The organism is Paenibacillus lutimineralis, from assembly GCF_003991425.1.
GTDB classification, from domain to species: Bacteria; Bacillota; Bacilli; order Paenibacillales; family Paenibacillaceae; genus Fontibacillus; species Fontibacillus lutimineralis.
This window is the reverse complement of sequence record NZ_CP034346.1, coordinates 6,057,443-6,075,168: the sequence shown is the minus strand read 5'-3', so window position 1 is coordinate 6,075,168 and position 17,726 is coordinate 6,057,443. Positions and strand designations below refer to the sequence as shown.

Annotated in this window: 16 protein-coding genes and 1 pseudogene; 15 read left to right on the top strand and 2 right to left on the bottom strand. The window is 45.6% G+C overall.

The window, feature by feature from the left end; genetic code table 11:
• Positions 1-37 precede the first annotated feature (37 nt).
• The 3 genes from EI981_RS27070 (at position 38) to EI981_RS27060 (ending at position 1,897) form a co-directional block, all read left to right on the top strand.
• On the top strand, positions 38-841 hold the full coding sequence (locus tag EI981_RS27070; protein ID WP_237172637.1) for a prenyltransferase: 804 nt from the start codon (positions 38-40) through the stop codon (positions 839-841).
• Between the two features lie 28 nt (positions 842-869).
• Positions 870-1,604, top strand: a complete 735-nt coding sequence (locus tag EI981_RS27065; protein ID WP_127003547.1) for a DUF6081 family protein — start codon at positions 870-872, stop codon at positions 1,602-1,604.
• 92 nt (positions 1,605-1,696) lie between these two features.
• A complete protein-coding gene (locus EI981_RS27060; protein ID WP_127003545.1) occupies positions 1,697-1,897 on the top strand; it encodes a hypothetical protein in 201 nt (66 codons plus the stop codon).
• A 226-nt stretch (positions 1,898-2,123) separates the two neighbouring features.
• Here the strand turns inward: EI981_RS27060 and EI981_RS27055 are convergent, their stop codons facing one another.
• Positions 2,124-2,255, bottom strand: a complete 132-nt coding sequence (locus EI981_RS27055) for a DUF4023 domain-containing protein (RefSeq protein WP_127003543.1) — start codon at positions 2,253-2,255, stop codon at positions 2,124-2,126.
• 204 nt (positions 2,256-2,459) lie between these two features.
• Positions 2,460-2,588, bottom strand: a complete 129-nt coding sequence (locus EI981_RS30035) for a hypothetical protein (RefSeq protein ID WP_257792043.1) — start codon at positions 2,586-2,588, stop codon at positions 2,460-2,462.
• A 145-nt stretch (positions 2,589-2,733) separates the two neighbouring features.
• Here EI981_RS30035 and EI981_RS27045 point away from each other — a divergent pair.
• The 12 genes and pseudogenes from EI981_RS27045 to cydC all read left to right on the top strand — a co-directional run.
• A pseudogene (locus EI981_RS27045) lies at positions 2,734-2,952 on the top strand (iron chelate uptake ABC transporter family permease subunit); the annotation flags it as partial.
• Positions 2,953-3,042: 90 nt separating this feature from the next.
• Positions 3,043-4,068, top strand: coding sequence for a siderophore ABC transporter substrate-binding protein (locus tag EI981_RS27040; protein WP_127003539.1), 1,026 nt, complete (start codon positions 3,043-3,045; stop codon positions 4,066-4,068).
• Positions 4,069-4,088: 20 nt separating this feature from the next.
• On the top strand, positions 4,089-5,096 hold the full coding sequence (locus EI981_RS27035; protein WP_127003537.1) for an ABC transporter permease: 1,008 nt from the start codon (positions 4,089-4,091) through the stop codon (positions 5,094-5,096).
• The gene (locus tag EI981_RS27030) at positions 5,093-6,157 is read left to right on the top strand and encodes an iron chelate uptake ABC transporter family permease subunit (protein WP_127003535.1); all 1,065 of its coding nucleotides are present in this window, start codon (positions 5,093-5,095) and stop codon (positions 6,155-6,157) included. Before EI981_RS27035 ends, EI981_RS27030 begins: the two co-directional genes overlap by 4 nt.
• On the top strand, positions 6,154-6,906 hold the full coding sequence (locus tag EI981_RS27025; RefSeq protein ID WP_127003533.1) for an iron ABC transporter ATP-binding protein: 753 nt from the start codon (positions 6,154-6,156) through the stop codon (positions 6,904-6,906). The genes EI981_RS27030 and EI981_RS27025 overlap by 4 nt, the downstream gene beginning before the upstream one ends.
• Before the next feature lie 231 nt (positions 6,907-7,137).
• A complete protein-coding gene (locus EI981_RS27020) occupies positions 7,138-8,595 on the top strand; it encodes a catalase (protein WP_127003531.1) in 1,458 nt (485 codons plus the stop codon).
• A gap of 310 nt (positions 8,596-8,905) precedes the next feature.
• Complete coding sequence (locus EI981_RS27015; protein WP_127003529.1) at positions 8,906-9,700, top strand: ABC transporter ATP-binding protein; 795 nt, start codon at positions 8,906-8,908, stop codon at positions 9,698-9,700.
• A complete protein-coding gene (locus tag EI981_RS27010) occupies positions 9,693-11,357 on the top strand; it encodes a hypothetical protein (RefSeq protein WP_127003527.1) in 1,665 nt (554 codons plus the stop codon). The genes EI981_RS27015 and EI981_RS27010 overlap by 8 nt, the downstream gene beginning before the upstream one ends.
• A 279-nt stretch (positions 11,358-11,636) precedes the next feature.
• Positions 11,637-13,037 carry a cytochrome ubiquinol oxidase subunit I gene (locus tag EI981_RS27005; protein WP_127003525.1) on the top strand — a complete coding sequence of 467 codons (1,401 nt, stop codon included), beginning with the start codon at positions 11,637-11,639 and terminating at the stop codon, positions 13,035-13,037.
• Complete coding sequence (gene cydB, locus EI981_RS27000) at positions 13,027-14,040, top strand: cytochrome d ubiquinol oxidase subunit II (protein WP_127003523.1); 1,014 nt, start codon at positions 13,027-13,029, stop codon at positions 14,038-14,040. Before EI981_RS27005 ends, cydB begins: the two co-directional genes overlap by 11 nt.
• Positions 14,040-15,782: a thiol reductant ABC exporter subunit CydD gene (gene cydD / locus EI981_RS26995; protein ID WP_127003521.1), complete on the top strand. Its 1,743-nt coding sequence runs from the start codon at positions 14,040-14,042 to the stop codon at positions 15,780-15,782. The genes cydB and cydD overlap by 1 nt, the downstream gene beginning before the upstream one ends.
• Positions 15,772-17,550, top strand: a complete 1,779-nt coding sequence (gene cydC / locus EI981_RS26990; protein WP_127003519.1) for a thiol reductant ABC exporter subunit CydC — start codon at positions 15,772-15,774, stop codon at positions 17,548-17,550. Before cydD ends, cydC begins: the two co-directional genes overlap by 11 nt.
• The last annotated feature ends 176 nt before the right edge of the window (positions 17,551-17,726 follow it).

Below are 17,726 nucleotides of genomic sequence, written 5' to 3'. Positions count from 1 at the left end.
GCTTGGGGCCTACGTGTGGAAGGGCATATTTCATCCGATGCTTTTTATAATTACATTAATCGGTGCAGGTGCGGCGCATCTGTTCTCGAATATGATCAATGATCTATGGGATTACCGCAGTGGAGCGGATACGGCAGCCAACAACACTCCTGAGGTGATCTCGACCAATTCCGGTTATCTGGATAACGGTACAATGTCTGAGAGAACCTTTGCTATAATCACCTGGTCATTGCTCGGCTCGGCTGTACTCTGCGGCGTCGTGCTTAGTATATTCAGCGGCTGGCCCATTCTTGTCTTCTCGGCACTGGGGGGACTGATCGCGTATTACTATGTGGCGCCTCCTATCCAGTTTGGATACAGGGGCAAAGGCCTTAGTGAGCTGGCAATCCTGCTCTCTTTTGGCGTTCTGCCCATTATGGGGTCATATTACGTGCAGACAGGAGATTTGAGCTTTCGCTCAGCCCTGCTGTCGCTGCCGATCGGGATTCTGACGACACTGCTGTTGTTTAATCACCATTTCTTACACTGGCAAGCGGACAAGCAGGCCGGCAAAAATACATTGGTCGTCGTATGGGGAGAGAAACGGGCTTTGGCCTTCTCCAAAATGTTACTGCTGCTTGCTTATGCTTCACTGGTGCTTTGTGTTGTACTACGAATCCTGCCGTTCTATTCCCTGATTGGACTAATAACGGCGATTCCGTTATATCGGGTATATGGCAGATTGAAGGAGCATAATCCTTCTACGGCATATTTGCCGCTAATGGGGGCTTCACAGAAGGCATCGGTCCGCTGTGGCCTGATTATGATTGTAACATTATTGATCCAAGGCATTATTCAATAATTTCTAAGAGAAAGAGAGACGAACATACATGGAAGAGCAAAAAATATTCGGAGATTTTCATACGATTCTAAATGAAGGACAAGTCTGGAAAATGGGCGGTTTCCCGCTTCCCGATGGTTCGTTCTGGGAATACCGTGAGCCTGAGGCGGTTGTCATTGTGCGCAATGGAATTCTGTATGTCCGCGCACCATTAAGCCGTCAGAACAATCAAATTCAAATTCTCGATAATGCCAAGCATATGTATTATTCCGTTGAGGATGTCATTGTTCCGGAAGAGGGAGAAGTCAGCTTCGAATTGCAAATTCGTGCCCGTACACAGAATACGGTGCCTGGAGACCTGTACGATGGTTATGTGTCGCTGAACCTGCTTGACTTCACGACGGGCGCGGCGCTGGACTTCTTCGCAGGTAATGATAAATACGCGAGTGTCTACGCAGTATTGCCATTCCCGGGTGTTAAAGTGCCGGATAGTGACAAGACGAAGTATTTCTGTGTGTTCAAGGAGGATACCGACTTCGAAGCGCGTGAATTCAATACTTATAAAATCACTTATAACCGTGCTGAGGATGAGGTTATCTTCTATCTCAACGGGAAAGAAGTTCGCCGGGAGAGCGGTGTTCCAATCAAGTTCAACCGCTTTACGATTGCCTTGGGCATCATGACTGAGAAGGATATTTCCCCGGAAGGCAGTGTGTCCGTGCATGGCCAGACCGTTATTGCAGAGTATTCACCTGTAACGGTAACGATTAAGGACAATAACTAAGCCCTACTTGTTATTCTGGCCTGGAAGGGCTCCTGCAAGGGTATAAAAACTGCTCCTGCGGCAGACGCTAACTAGCGATTGGCACTCTTAGCATGTATGATCTGGAGGTGAATCGCAGCGTGGCGAAGCGAGACAGGAAGGCTGGCAATGGCAGCAGTAACGGACAGAATGCAACCACCGGCAACGGTGGAGAAGGCGGAGCTGGACGTCTAAGCCAGTTCAAGAACCATTCTAAGGACGGGAAGGGTGCTTCGGATGATTTCATATCCGGAACCGACAAATACCGCGGCTAAAGGCAGATGCTTACGAAGTCATGTTTCTTACGGAAACATCTAGGTGCTCACGTACCAACTACAAGCGAATGCTTCCGAGGCCGTTTTCTCCGAAAACGTGTAGCTTCGCTCCTCTGGCCCTAGCTTCACCCAACCTTCTCGGTGCTGAAAAGTGAACTGTCTAAAAAGCCACACTTGCAGATTGGCCTGCGAGTGCGGCTTTTTGGCGTACAATTGATCGCTGAGGTTATTTCTGCGTGCCGTGCGGTTTGCTGGGGAGCTGGCCTGCAGGGTTTCCTTTTCCCTGGCGTCGTTTATTAGCTTCATCCTTGGCCTGCTTATCATGCAGCTTCTCAACGAACTCATGCGTGTTATCCATTTGAAGCATCCTCCTCGATGGTCTGTCTTCTATAGTCTGTGTCAGACGTTACTATGCCTCAATTGCCTTTATTTCATGCCGAACAGCCAATGATTGTAGCTGCTATGATTAGAATAAGAACTTACTAAAAATAAAATTTAAAATGGTTGACAAAAGCGACGGTATAATTTAGGCTAAATTATGATGAATTGATAATGATTATCATTATTGATCAACAAACCCGTCTGTCTTGCCGGCAGCATTAACTTTGACTTCCTCTAGGCCAGGGGAAGGAAAGTAAGGACGAGAGATGAAGAAGAGATATTTAGCAGCTTTGTTAATTCTATTATCCATAGCTTCCCTATTTATCGGGGTTAAGGATATTTCACCCATTTTACGGGGGATTCCGTGGCATTATGGTATCGCTGATGCTGTCCAACTCAGCCGGACCGCTGGTGAAGACGAGTATCGCCTTTGTATGCTCCCTCGTAGGTAATTGTCTGTGAATCTGGGCATCAGCTACGAATACGTAGCAAAGCGGGTACCCATTGTCGTAGCGATCCTCGTATCGATCTCGACCGCTCTGGTTGGTCCAATTACTTTCCTGGGACTGCTGGCTGCAAATGTAGCCTATCAGTTCTTAAGTACTTACCGCCTTAAGACGTTGATCTTAGGCGCTTCCTTAATCAGCTTCATCGCTCTCGTCAGCGGCCATCTGAATAAAAAGCACATAAAAATATAATATAGATATTAATTTCATTAATTTAATAATTTGCTTGCCTATTAGGCTTATATCTTAGGAGGGTATATGAGAAAATCTAATTACTTAAAGTTAACAGTTGCCATGCTTGCCATTTTTGCTTTGGTCTTATCAGCTTGCTCGAATTCAAATAATAAACCTGCCGCATCGAATCAACCTGCTGCGTCGAGTCAACCTGAGAAACCTTCAACGGTTGAAATCACTGATGCACATGGAACGGTTACTGTTCCTGTAAACCCCAAAAATGTAATTTCATTGGATAGTAGGACTTTTGAAACTTTAGCTGATTGGGGAATTAAATTAGCGGCTGCTCCAAAGGATGTAATGCCTGCGGATTCACCATATGTAAAGGATGATTCCGTTCAGAATATTGGAAATCACCGTGAACCAAATCTTGAAGTTTTAGCAGCGGCAGACCCTGAACTTGTAATTATCGGTCAAAGATTTGCTAGCTATTATGAAGAGATAAAAAAATTAGTGCCAAATGCAGCTGTTATTGATCTTAATTTTGATGTTTCTGAGAAAGCTGCTACACCGGGAGAAAACTTAATAAATGGACTTAAGGATTCTACAATCTCTTTGGGAAAAATTTTTGATAAAAATGAAGAGGCTAAACAATTGATAGCTGATTTTGATAAAGCTGTTGAAGGTGCTAAGTCTGCATATAATGGAACAGATACAGTTATGAGTGTTGTAGTTTCTGGTGGAAATATTGGTTTTTCAGCTCCTCATTCTGGACGTGTTTGGGGACCAATGTATGAGATTTTCGGATGGGTTCCAGCATTAGAAGTTGACGGTTCCTCTTCAGATCATCAAGGTGATGAAGTTTCTGTTGAAGCTATTGCACAAAGTAATCCTGATTGGCTTTTTGTACTAGATCGTGATGCTGCAGTATCTTCTACAACTGATGCCGTTCCTGCTCAGGATGTTATTGATAATTCACCTGCTCTTCAAAAAGTAACCGCTGTTTCTAAAGGGCAGATTGTTTATGCACCAAATGACACTTACACAAATGAATCCATCGAAACTTTTATAGAAGTATTTGAAAACCTTGCAAATACTTTAGCTAAGTAGTTTAAAGGAGTATAACCATAGTGCCGAAAAATATAATTGCCGGGGTTGAGAAAAATTCTCAACCCCAGCTTTATAACCACAATAAAATATGGACAAAACCTTTTATATTAGCGATTATAGTTGTTATTATTTTAGGAATTATATCACTGTTTACTGGAGCTTATGATATAAAGGAACAAGAGGATGGAATGGATATGTTTTTCATCACCCGTGTTCCAAGAACAGCTGCACTAATGCTTACTGGAGCCGCCATGTCCATGGCAGGACTCGTAATGCAACTTATTACACAGAATCGTTTAGTTGAACCTACCACAACAGGAACAATTGAATGGTCAGGTTTGGGACTTCTTCTTGTTTATATATTATTTCCTGCACCATCTTTAGTTCTAAGAATGACTGGTGCAATCATTTTTTCTTTTATAGGAACGATGATTTTCTTTATGTTTTTAAGAAGAGTTAAACTTCGTTCGTCTTTAATTGTTCCGATTATTGGAATGATGCTTGGAGCAATTATTTCCGCAGTTTCCACTTTTGTTGGCCTCGTCTTTCGAATGACGCAAAATATTGAAACTTGGTTTGTAGGTTCTTTTGCACCGGTCCAAGTTGGGAGATATGAATATCTATGGTTCATTATTATCGTTACTTTTCTTATTTTTATGTTTGCTGATCGGTTGACTATAGCTGGACTAGGGGAAGATGTTTCAACAAGTCTTGGAGTAAATTATAATAGGATCGTTCTTCTTGGTACGGGTCTTATTTCTTTTGCAGTTGGAATTGTTGCAGCTGTTATTGGGAATTTACCTTTTTTAGGGTTGATTGTACCCAATATTGTTTCCATGTATAGAGGAGATGATTTGAGGAGTAATTTGCCTTGGGTATGTGTATTAGGAATGGGTACTATAACGGTTTGTGACATTATTTCTCGAACCATTATAATGCCTTTTGAAGTACCTGTCTCTTTAATACTTGGAACAGTGGGAGCAGTCGTATTTATTGTTATTTTATTGAGACAAAGGAGGCTAAGATGAGCACATTAGAATATAGTAATAAAGAAAATGTCAAAATCAATCCTAGCCTTCATAATAAAAATAGATCAGCTAGAGCTTTTCGTTCTAGGAAGGAAGAAAAACGTTATTGGATTTTGCTGATAACATTGATTGCTTTGGGCATTCTTTCAGCGTATGGACTTCTGGTTTATAACAATCCAGTTCCAATAGATTCTCCTTCTTTTATTCCAGTTGTTAAAAGAAGGATGGTAGCTCTTGGTGCAATGATTATTGCAGCAATTTGTCAAAGTTTGGCGACCGTTGCATTCCAATCGATTACGAATAATAGGATTATAACTCCTTCACTTTTAGGTTTTGAGGCACTTTACTCAGCAATTCATACTAGTACAATGTTTTTCTTTGGTGTTAGTGCATTTATAAGTTTTACTGGTGTTGGATCATTCGTATTTCAAGTTGTCCTTATGGTTTTGCTGAGTTTGATACTATATGGATGGTTGCTTTCTGGAAAGTATGGAAATTTACAAATTATGCTTTTGGTTGGAATTATTATTGGAATTGGGCTGAAGTCTTTATCATCTTTTATGAGAAGACTTCTTGCGCCGTCTGAGTTTGATATTTTACAGGCAAGATTGTTTGCTTCTGTCAATAATGCGGATGTTGGCTATTTTCCTATTGCAATTCCAATTGTAATCATCGTAGCATTCCTTATTTTTGCTTATTCCAAGAAATTAAATGTATTGTCACTTGGGAAGGATGTCTCCCCTTCTTTGGGAGTTAATCATAAATTTGGCGTAATTTATACTCTTGTATTAGTTTCTATGTTGATGGCCATTTCAACGGCTTTAGTCGGACCACTTACTTTCTATGGATTTTTAGTGGCAACCTTGAGTTATCTAGCAGCGCCAACGTATGATCACAAATATATTTTTCCAATGGCTTTTGCTATCGGATTCCTGATAATAACGGCTGCATACTTTTTTATGTACCATGTATTCAATGCTCAAGGTGTAGTTTCAGTTATCATCGAACTGTTTGGTGGAATAACATTTCTAATTGTAGTCTTAAGGAAGAGGGCTTTATGATAAAAATTGATAATGTTAGAAAGTTGTATACGAATGAGGTAAATATAGGACCTTTGGATATTGAAATACCAAAAGCGGGTCTTACTTCTTTAATTGGGCCAAATGGCGCTGGAAAGTCCACGACACTTTTGATGATCGGAAGACTTTTGGATATGGATGAAGGTCAAATTAAGGTGGCAAATATGGATGTTTCTAAAACGAAATCAGAAGACTTAGCAAAAATTTTGACTATTTTGCGACAAGAAAATCATTTTGTAACGAAGCTAACTGTTAGGCAACTAGCTGGATTTGGACGTTTTCCTTATTCAAAGGGAAGATTAACTAAAGAGGATGAGGCTATTATATCTAAATATATCGATTTTTTAGACTTGACTGATCTAGAAAATAGATATTTAGATGAGCTTTCTGGTGGTCAAAGGCAAAGGGCATATGTAGCAATGGTTTTGTGCCAAGAGACTGAATATGTACTTTTGGACGAGCCTCTGAACAATCTTGATGTTGCTCGTTCTGTTCAAATGATGGAGCATTTGAGGCATGCTGCTAATGAATTTGGAAGAACAATTCTGACTGTTATGCATGATATAAATTTTGCAGCCAAATATTCTGATAGAATCTGTGCTATGAAAGATGGACGAATTGCCGCTTTTGGAACAGTAGAAGAGGTTATGGATCCAGAAATTTTGACAGATATTTTTGAAACGAAAATAGAAATTATCGATGGTCCTTATGGGCCAATAGCGATTTATTAGTTATAAAATGCTATTCCATTTGCAATGATTAGAAGACAATAACTACAAGGGCTTCGCTCTTTTTTTATGAATATAGAATTTATAAATCTTCGTGTATCTTCATGTATCTTCATTTGACCTACACATGATTTACATATGATCTACACGCAAAATTTCAGGTGAAAATGTTAGAATTTATTTTAGAACTTAGAATAAGTCTAAATATAGAAAACCTGAAAGGATGGATCATATATGAATAACCGATTAACGACAAATCAAGGCGCGCCGGTTGGCGATAATCAGAACTCGCGTACAGCAGGACAGAGAGGACCAACATTGCTTGAGGATTATCACCTGCTGGAGAAGCTGGGACATTTCGATCGTGAACGAATTCCGGAACGTGTCGTTCATGCCCGTGGTGCGGGGGCGCACGGAGTATTTGTGACGGAACAGAGCATGTCGGAGTATACGAAGGCTCATTTCCTGCAAGAGATTGGCCGTGAGATTCCGGTCTTCGTTCGCTTCTCTACAGTCATTCATGGAACAGGCTCACCGGAGACCGCCCGTGATCCACGGGGCTTCGCTGTCAAGTTCTATACGGAGGAGGGCAACTATGATCTGGTCGGAAACCATCTTCCCGTCTTCTTCATCCGCGACGCGATCAAATTCCCGGATATGGTACACTCGCTAAAGCCTGCCCCGAATAAGAATATTCAGGATCCGGCCCGCTATTGGGACTTCATGACTTTATCTACGGAATCGACGCATATGATGACCTGGTTATTCTCGGATAACGGCACTCCAGCTAATTACCGGCAGATGGACGGCTTTGGTGTTCATGCTTTTAAATGGATCAATGCGAAGGGCAGGATGACGTATGTGAAGTATACGTGGAGATCGAAGCAGGGGGTAAAGAATTTGTCGGCTGCGGAGGTACAGGAAGTACAGGGGCGTGATTTCAACCATGCGACCCGTGATCTGCACGATCATATTGAACAAGGGGATTTCCCGCAGTGGGAGCTAAATGTGCAGTTGATGCCAGTGGAGGATCTGGACCGCTGGGGCTTCGATCCGCTTGATCCTACCAAGGTATGGCCAGAGGATCATTACCCGCTCGTTAAGGTTGGCACGATGACGTTGAACCAGAATCCAGTCAATTATTTTGCTGAAGTCGAACAGGTTGCCTTCTCACCAAGTGTACTCGTATCGGGAATTGAGCCCTCTGAGGATAAGCTGCTGCAAGGGCGGCTGTTCTCTTATCCGGATACACAGCGCTACCGTCTTGGAGCCAACTATTTGCAGATTCCGGTGAATTGCCCCTATGCTCCGGTACGGAATCATCAGCGTGACGGTTTAATGAATGTGAAGCAGGACCCTTCGCCTGTCAACTACGAACCGAATAGCTCCGAGGACAGTCCTAAGGAAGCGCCAGAGTATCAGGACAGTGTAGTGCCGCTAAGTGGTCAGGCGGGCCGTGAACGGATTGCCAAGACAGACGATTTCACGCAGGCCGGAGAACTGTACCGAAGCTTCACATCCGAGGAGCGTGACCATCTGATCTCAAATCTGGTGAGTGACCTGCGCCAGACAAATGAGCAGATTCAATTGCGGGCGATCTGCAATTTCTTCCGCGCCGACAGTGGATATGGCATGCGGCTGGCACAGGAGCTTGGCGTTGATATTAGCGGATTTATAGCTCAAGGGAAATGATAAGCAGATGCAATCTATCATATGAATAAAAATCGGAAAGAGCCGCTGACAACTGTCGGCGGTTTTTTTGCTGTGTATCGCGGTACCTACGGTCTTTATTTGTCGTGTACAGGCAAATGAAGTAGAGATGGTACATACCAATACTCGCTGCTTTGCAGCCGTCGATAAACTCTGAATAATGCCTTTTCCGATTCTGCGAAACTATCTAAAGTCATGATATAGTGAAGCAAGAATGGAGCAAGAACGTATAATCTAACATAATGATCCAAATGGAACTATCCCTCCAATACGATTTGAAGGAGATGAAGTGATGAACAGTGTAAAGCCGATCATAACAATTCGGGATTTACGTAAGCGCTACGGGGATCGATACGTACTTAACGGGGTCGACCTGGATGTCTACCCCGGACAAATTATCGGGTACATTGGACCGAATGGCGCTGGGAAGAGCACGACAGTGAAGATCATGCTTGGACTTGTGGGGGAATATTCAGGCGAAGTCAGCATAATAGGCCAAAGCCCTGACGCTGGAGACGTGGAGTATAAACGCAGAATTGGTTATGTGCCGGAGATTGCTGAGATGTACGATACGCTAACACCTCGAGAGTATTTGACTTTCATTGGTGAGTTGTACGGTTTATCGATGGATGAAGCAGAGTATAAGGCGCGCAAATTGATGAACCGCTTCGGGATGGAACAGGTGTTCAATCAGCGCATTGCATCTTTCTCCAAAGGGATGAAGCAGAAGGTGCTGATCATATCCAGCCTGCTGCATAATCCGGATATTCTGTTTCTGGATGAACCGCTTAGCGGCCTTGACGCTAACAGCGTTATGGTAGTGAAGGAGATATTGGCGTTGCTGGCTGCGTCGGGCAAGACGATCTTTTATTCCTCGCACATGATGGATGTAGTGGAGAAGATTAGCAACCGTATTATTCTGCTCGATGGGGGACGAGTTGTTGCGGATGGCAGCTTCGAAGAGCTGAAGGGAAAGAGTCAGGAGGGATCACTGGAGCAGATATTCAATCAGTTGACAGGCTTCAATGAGCATAAACAGATTGCTGAGCAATTCGTGGCCATTGTGAGAGGTGAGGCGGATGTATGAGCCAAGGTCCCTGAAGCTTCTTGATCGGTTTCAAGGATTATTCTCTCGGCTAGACATCGATTATCCTGTTATGCGGCGCATTCTACAAGTGAAGCTGACGATGGATGCCCGGAGAGTACCGACGATAGTAGGCAAGTCGAAGCAATCAAGTGATAGTTCGGCCATGAACGAGCGGAATCAATTTGTGCGCTCGCTATGGGTTTACGCCATTTATGGAGCACTATGTTCTGTTTTCATGTGGATGGGAGATAACTACTTTTTTCAGATGAGCCTGACCTTCGGTATCCTGATGTTTATCATTATGACATCGCTGATTTCCGACTTTTCATCCGTATTACTGGATATTCGTGATCGCAATATACTGGCCACGAAGCCGGTGCATCGTCGGACATTGGCGATGGCGAAGGCGCTGCATATATGTATTTACTTGATGATGCTGACAGGGGCGATTGCTTCTATACCACTTGCTACGGCGTTAATTAAGCATGGGATCGTATTTTTTCTCATATTTGTGGTTGAGCTTATTCTTATGAATCTGCTCATTGTAGCTCTCACTGCATTGATCTATTTAACCGTACTTAAATTTTTTGATGGCGAGAAGCTGAAGGATATTATCAACTATGTCCAAATTGGACTTACGATCGCCATGACGATAGGGTACCAGCTGCTATCGCGGATGTTTAATCTTATCGATATTCAGGTTACTTTCCAGCCTAAGTGGTATCAATTCTATATCATACCGGTATGGTTCGCGGCACCGTTCGAGAGTGTGCTTCATCGCAACGGGAATTTAATATTCACCGTATTCTCTTTGCTCGGTCTTGTTATACCGATCCTAGCCTTTATGATCTATGTCCGGCTGATGCCTTCGATGGAACGCCACCTGCAGAAGCTGGCCGATCCTGGAGGACGACCTTCTAGAGGAAGAGGGAGACTGCCTTATTGGCTGTCCCGCATATTCTGTTCTAGCCCGCAGGAGCAAGGGTTCTTCCGTTTGGCCTGGTCGATGATGGGAAATGAACGGGATTTCAAGCTTAAAGTGTATCCCATCCTCGGATTCTCGATTATATTCCCGTTTATCTTTCTATTTGGCTCCGGGCTAGGAGGTGGTATCTCAGAGCTCAGGGGAACCGGGAAATACTTGTTCATTTATTTCTCCGGGGCGATGATCTCTACCATTATCATGATGCTGCAGTATTCCAGCAAATATAAAGCCTCTTGGATATATAAAGCACTGCCGATCAGCGATGATGTGCAAATATACAGAGGGACGTTAGTCGCTGCATTTGTCCGCTTGATCATGCCGTTGTTCATTTTACAAGGCATTATATTTTGCTTCTTGTTCGGGGTCGTTATTATTCCGGATTTGATTACTGCAGGCTTAGGAATGCTACTGTATACAGCGGTTTGCCATTTCCTCCTGCATAATAATCTACCTTTTTCCCGGCCGTTCGAGGCTGTACAGCAGAGTGCGGGGATGAAGACTCTCCCGTTAATGCTGCTGCTTGGAGGTTTTGGAGTTCTGCATTTAGTTATGACCCGAATCCATTACGGGGTATATGCGTACACACTACTGCTGATTGTGCTTAATTTCTTCGTATGGCACCCGAACCGTAGGTTGTTCGGCAAATTAACACGCAGGGCCGGACAAGAATAACCACTTGAAAATGATAATAATGAATCGGGTGAAGAGAGCCAAAAATAGGCTTGATTCACCCGTTTTTATTTACGACTCTGAGTCAGACAAAAAAGTTTCACAATTTGGAAGAGAGTCCCAAACCCGCGTCATTACTGCGTTTATGTGATAAAAATTCCTTTGTGACATTTATCATGTGATTCTCGTCACAAAATTATTAAATTTTGAACGTTCACTTTCATTTATCCGTGATAGAATTCACGTTAGTTAATAAATGAATGAAAGTAGGGAAGAAAAATTATGGATCCGTTAGTGCTTGCACGACTTCAGTTTGCGGTGACGACAATTTTTCACTTCTTCTTCGTTCCGTTGTCTATCGGTCTGGCTCTTCTGATCGCAATCATGGAGACGATGTACGTAGTCAAGGGCAAAGAAGAATACAAGCGCATGGCAAAATTCTGGGGCAAGCTGTTCCTCATTAACTTTGCTGTTGGTGTTGTTACCGGGATTATTCAGGAGTTCCAGTTCGGAATGAACTGGTCCGATTATTCACGCTTTGTCGGTGACGTATTTGGCGCTCCGCTCGCGGTGGAGGCTCTGTTTGCCTTCTTTATGGAGTCGACCTTCATCGGATTATGGATTTTTGGGTGGGAGAGATTGTCAAAGCGAGTTCACTTGCTATGCATCTGGCTCGTCGCTATTGGAACGACTGTATCAGCCTTCTGGATTCTGGCAGCAAACTCATTTATGCAACGTCCGGTTGGTTTTGAAATGAACAATGGGCGAGCAGAAATGAATGACTTTTTCGCTTTGATCGGCAACGGCCAGCTATGGGTTGAATTCCCTCATACTGTGCTGGGTGCATTCTCAACAGGTGCATTCATGATCGCAGGTATCAGTGCTTATAAGCTGCTGCGTCGTAAAGATATGGAGTTCTTCAAGAAATCGTTCAAGATCGGCGTAATCGTCGGTTTGATCGCTTCCTTCGGGACAGCTCTCTATGGTCACCAACAGGCTCAGTACTTGGTTAAGACTCAGCCGATGAAGATGGCCGCAACTGAAGGATTGTGGGGCAAGAGCGGTGATCCGGCTCCGTGGACTGTTTATGCACATATTAACCCAGAGACGGGTAAGAATTCTTTTGAGATCAAAATTCCGTATATGCTCAGCTTCCTGTCTTACAGCAGCTTCTCCGGTGAAGTTAAGGGGATGAACGAACTACAGGCGGAGTATGAACAAACCTACGGTCCTGGGGATTACATTCCACCGGTGCGCACTACATTCTGGAGCTTCCGCATCATGGTAGCGGCTGGGTCGCTAATGATCGTGCTATCGCTGTACGGGGCATATCTGGCATGGCGCAAGAAACTGGATAACAAAAATACATGGTTCTATAGAATTATGCTATGGTCAATTTCACTTCCGTTCATCGCGAACACGGCAGGTTGGATCATGACGGAGATCGGTCGTCAGCCGTGGACGGTATTTGGGTTAATGCAGACGAAGGACAGTGTATCGCCAAGCGTAACATCAGGGCAGCTCCTGTTCTCGCTAATCGCATTTACCGCTATTTTCACTGTGCTTGCCATTTCGATGGTCTATCTATTCGTTAAAACGATTAAAAAAGGCCCTTATGCTGAGGGTACCGATGATAGCCATTCGATCGATCCATTCTCTAAGGAGGGATACCATGTCTCTTAATGAGCTTTGGTTTGTATTGGTCGCCGTATTGTTTATCGGCTTTTTCTTCCTGGAGGGCTTTGACTTCGGTGTTGGTATGAGTACCCGTTTTCTGGCTAAGAATGATATGGAACGCCGGGTGCTGATTAACTCGATCGGCCCGTTCTGGGACGCTAACGAAGTCTGGCTGCTTACAGCCGGTGGTGCAATGTTCGCGGCATTTCCGAACTGGTATGCGACGATGTTCAGTGGCTACTATACTCCGCTGGTCGTATTGCTGCTCGCACTCATTGCCCGCGGCGTAGCGTTTGAATTCCGCGGTAAGGTTGATAACACCAAGTGGAAGGCAGCCTGGGATTTGTCCATCTTCTGTGGCAGTCTACTGCCACCATTCCTACTCGGCGTTGTGTTCTCCGGCTTGCTTAAGGGCTTGCCGATCGACGGCGACATGGAGATGAAGGCCGGATTATTCGATATGGTCAACCTGTATACATTGGTTGGCGGAATTACGGTAGTTGTGTTATGTTTGGTGCATGGTCTGCTGTTCGCCTCGCTGCGGACAACAGGAGATCTGCAGAAGCGGGCTCGCAAGCTGGCCAAGACCATGTTGATTCCGCTGGCTGCATTGTTCGTGATCTTTGCAGTTATGACTTACTTCCAGACAGATGTATTTGAAGTTCGCGGCTTGCCGCTGACCTTGCTCGCTGTCGTTGGTCTCGTTGCCTTCCTCTTGGCTGGATGGTTCATTTCCAAGCAGAGAGATGGCTGGGCGTTCGGCATGACAGGGACATTGATCGCTCTCTCGATCTCTGGCGTGTTCGTTGGTTTATTCCCACGCGTCATGGTCAGCTCGATCAGCGAGGCTTTCTCGCTGACGGTCTATAACGCATCTTCCGGGAACTATTCGTTGAAGGTAATGACGATCGTGGCACTTTCGCTGCTTCCATTCGTATTAGCTTATCAAATTTGGAGTTACTTTGTTTTCCATAAGCGTGTTCATGAGAAGGAGCATTTGGAATACTAATGGGTAAGGGACTAATGAAGTTCAAAGGAATCAAGCCGGTCTTATGCTTAATGGCCGGCTTGACCTTTATTCAGACGATAGCGATTATATTGCAGGCAAAATGGCTTGCGGAAGCGGTATCCGCTCTGTTTGCCGGCGCCAAGCTACAGGAACAGGCCGGAACAGTTGGCTTGTTCCTGTTTGCTTTTCTTGTGCGGCAGCTATGTGGACTGGCGGAGCAGAAGCTTGCCTTCCGATTCGCCGAGCAGACGGGGAGCGCTCTTCGGGAGCGCGTGCTGTCCAAGCTGTTCGAGCTTGGGCCTAGGTTCGCCGGCCGTGAAGGGACAGGCAACTTGGTAACGCTGATTCTTGAGGGAGTAGCCAAGTTCCGCAAATATTTGGAGCTGTTCCTGCCGCGGATGCTGGCTACAGGAGTTACACCGATTCTGATTCTAGCCTATGTATTTACACTGGATGTGACCTCCGGGGTTATCCTGACTGTGACGATGCCGATCCTGATCATCTTTATGATTCTGATCGGGCTTGCGGCTCGTAAACAGATGGATCGTCAATGGGAGTCGTACCGGATGTTATCGAATCACTTCGTAGATTCGTTGCGCGGATTGGAGACGCTTAAGTTCCTTGGGCGCAGCCGGACACATATCGAATCGATAGACCGGGTCAGCAACTCTTATCGTTCGGCCACAATGCGGACGCTTCGCGTTGCGTTTCTGTCTTCTTTCGCGCTCGATTTCTTCACGATGTTGTCGGTGGCTTCGGTTGCCGTCAGCCTTGGCTTAAGGCTTATTGATGGACGAATGACATTGCTTACTGGTTTGACGGTGCTGATTCTAGCTCCGGAATATTTCCTGCCGGTGCGCATGGTCGGTGCGGATTATCATGCGACGCTTGACGGCAAGGAAGCTGGAGAAGCAATGGAGAGTATTATTAATGAAGCAGAGAAGGAATCTGCTAAAGCAGCGGTTGTTCCTGCCGATGCTGATTTTAGCTGGAAGCCGGAGAGCAAGCTGGTGCTTCATACGGTTGGCATGAAGCATGAAGAAGCAGGGCGCGCATCTCTGGAGGATGTGAACCTGACATTTAGCGGCATTGAAAAGATAGGAATCATCGGCGAGAGCGGAGCTGGCAAGTCAACACTGATCGATGTGCTGGGCGGATTCCTGCGTCCTACTTCCGGGACTTTTGAGCTTAATGGTCATACATTAGGTGATCTTAGCGCCTCCGGGTGGAGGGATCTGATCACGTATATTCCGCAGAAGCCGTATATATTCAGCAGTAGCTTGGCGGATAATATCCGCTTCAACAGGCCGGAAGCTTCCATGGAGGAAGTGGCAAACGCGGCGAAGGCTGCTGGGTTGGAGAGCTTGATTGATAGTCTGCCGCTTGGGCTTGACGAGCCAATCGGCGGCGGGGGAAGGCCACTTAGCGGCGGACAGGAGCAGCGCGTAGCATTGGCCCGGGCTTTGCTTAGCGAGCGGCCGATTATTTTGCTTGATGAGCCAACAGCGCATCTAGATATCGAGACGGAATATGAACTGAAGGAGACGATGCTCCCTCTGTTTGAACATAAATTGGTCATTTTGGCCACACATCGCCTGCACTGGATGCAGGATATGGACCGAGTTGTCGTTATGGGGCAGGGTCATGTGGCAGAGTACGGCACACCAGAACAGTTAATAGAAGGCAAGGGAGCTTTCTATCACCTGATGGTTTCACAGCAGGAGGGATATGATGAAGGATAATCTTACGGATCAGGGTTGGATCACACCGTATTTTCGCCTCTATAGCGGCCGTTTTGCTTTGTACTTGATTCTGGGTGTACTGACTCTACTGTCCGCTTCGATGCTGATGTTTACTTCAGGTTATCTCATTACCAAGTCGTCTACGATGCCTTATAATATACTGCTGGTATACGTGCCTATCGTTGGTGTTCGGGCGTTCGGCATCGGCCGGTCTGTGATCCATTATGTGGAGCGATTAGTTGGTCATGATGCGGTGCTACGCATATTGTCGCGGATGCGGGTTCGCCTGTACCGTGTACTGGAGCCGCAAGCTCTATTCATCCGTTCGCGCTACCGGACAGGAGATATTCTCGGTGCGCTCGCCGATGACATTGAACAGCTTCAGAACGTATATATTCGTACGGTGTTCCCAAGCCTGGTGGCCATCGTGTTATATGCTACCGTCGTTGTGGCTCTAGGGATGTTCGATGTGGTGTTTGCTCTCTTGGCCGCGCTGTATATTTTGATCCTTGTTGCTTTGCTTCCTTATATTTCTCTGAGACTGACAAGAAGGACAAATGCTGAGGTAAAACGCGAGCGTAACGGACTCTATCAGCAGTTGACGGATGCGGTTATGGGGATCGGCGATTGGGTGATCAGCGGACGGCATCATGATTTTCTAACCGATTATGAACGAGCTGAGGCGATCGTTGCCAATAAGGAACGCAAGCTGCACGTCTGGTCAAGATGGAGAGGGTTGATCGGCCAGCTTGTCATTGGCTTGGCCGCAGTTGCGATGATCTATTGGTCAACCGGACAGGCAGCAGCGGGACATATCGATCCTACCTTGATCGCAGCCTTCGTGCTGGTTGTCTTCCCGCTGGCGGATGCCTTTCTACCTGTGGCAGATGCGGTAGAGCGAATTCCGGAGTATAAGGAGTCGCTGGATCGTCTGGTACGGATGGAGGGCCAAAGTGGCAAAGGTTCAGGGGATAATTCTCTGAATAAGTCGAGTTACAGAACTGAGAGTTCTTTGGGGTCTGCTCTTCAAGCCCACTTGAAGCTGGAGCATGTTAAATTTGCTTACGAAGAAGAGGGAGCGAATTCAGTGGATGACGTATCCATTGATATTCCTCAAGGCAAGCGAATCGCCGTGATCGGGCGCAGCGGTGCAGGCAAGTCGACGCTGCTTAAGCTGATTCAGGGGGCTCTGGAGCCTTTGGGAGGCTCAGTGATGATTAATGATCGGGCTGCCGTCGACTATGGTGAGGAGATCCCGAGACTGATCTCCGTATTGAATCAGAGCCCTCATCTGTTCGATACAACCGTAGCGAACAATATCTTACTTGGTCGCCCGGAGGCTAGTGAGGAAGAGATTCTACAAGCTGCCGAACAAGCCCGTATGGGCGATTTGATCGCCTCGCTTCCAGAAGGGCTGAACACGCCGATGCGTGAGACGGGACAGCGCTTCTCAGGCGGGGAGCAGCAGCGTATCGCACTAGCTCGAGTGCTGCTGCAGAATACGCCAGTCCTTATTCTTGATGAGCCTACGGTAGGGCTTGACCCTCGGACAGAACGGGCACTGTTGTCTACGATTTTCCAAGCAACATCCGGTAAATCGTTAATCTGGGTGACGCATCATCTGGTTGGTGCAGAACAGATGGATGAGATCATATTCATGGAGCATGGTCGTATTATCATGCGCGGGACTCATGCTGAATTAATGGAGCGCGAGCCACGATACCGCAATCTGTATCATTTGGATCGGCCGATTCGTATTGGTGAATAATGTTATGGAGCCGCTAACGAAAATATAGGCCGCTATTAAGGTAAAAACAATCGGTATTATAAATCTAACGGAACTCAGGTACGCTATTTGGACTGAATAAGGATCGAATCCCTTCAATCAGGCTGAATAGCGTCTCCTAGTTCCGTTAATATGTTTGAAGACTTCTTTTTGCCTAA

Bases quoted from the DNA above. Each gene is read 5' to 3' on its own strand.
- EI981_RS27070 (WP_237172637.1), top strand. From the start codon at position 38: ATGCTTTTTATAATTACATTAATCGGTGCAGGTGCGGCGCATCTGTTC.
- EI981_RS27065 (WP_127003547.1), top strand. From the start codon at position 870: ATGGAAGAGCAAAAAATATTCGGAGATTTTCATACGATTCTAAATGAA.
- EI981_RS27060 (WP_127003545.1), top strand. From the start codon at position 1,697: ATGTATGATCTGGAGGTGAATCGCAGCGTGGCGAAGCGAGACAGGAAG.
- EI981_RS27055 (WP_127003543.1), bottom strand. From the start codon at position 2,255: ATGGATAACACGCATGAGTTCGTTGAGAAGCTGCATGATAAGCAGGCC.
- EI981_RS30035 (WP_257792043.1), bottom strand. From the start codon at position 2,588: ATGGATAATAGAATTAACAAAGCTGCTAAATATCTCTTCTTCATCTCT.
- EI981_RS27040 (WP_127003539.1), top strand. From the start codon at position 3,043: ATGAGAAAATCTAATTACTTAAAGTTAACAGTTGCCATGCTTGCCATT.
- EI981_RS27030 (WP_127003535.1), top strand. From the start codon at position 5,093: ATGAGCACATTAGAATATAGTAATAAAGAAAATGTCAAAATCAATCCT.
- EI981_RS27025 (WP_127003533.1), top strand. From the start codon at position 6,154: ATGATAAAAATTGATAATGTTAGAAAGTTGTATACGAATGAGGTAAAT.
- EI981_RS27020 (WP_127003531.1), top strand. From the start codon at position 7,138: ATGAATAACCGATTAACGACAAATCAAGGCGCGCCGGTTGGCGATAAT.
- EI981_RS27015 (WP_127003529.1), top strand. From the start codon at position 8,906: ATGAACAGTGTAAAGCCGATCATAACAATTCGGGATTTACGTAAGCGC.
- EI981_RS27010 (WP_127003527.1), top strand. From the start codon at position 9,693: ATGTATGAGCCAAGGTCCCTGAAGCTTCTTGATCGGTTTCAAGGATTA.
- EI981_RS27005 (WP_127003525.1), top strand. From the start codon at position 11,637: ATGGATCCGTTAGTGCTTGCACGACTTCAGTTTGCGGTGACGACAATT.
- cydB (WP_127003523.1), top strand. From the start codon at position 13,027: ATGTCTCTTAATGAGCTTTGGTTTGTATTGGTCGCCGTATTGTTTATC.
- cydD (WP_127003521.1), top strand. From the start codon at position 14,040: ATGGGTAAGGGACTAATGAAGTTCAAAGGAATCAAGCCGGTCTTATGC.
- cydC (WP_127003519.1), top strand. From the start codon at position 15,772: ATGAAGGATAATCTTACGGATCAGGGTTGGATCACACCGTATTTTCGC.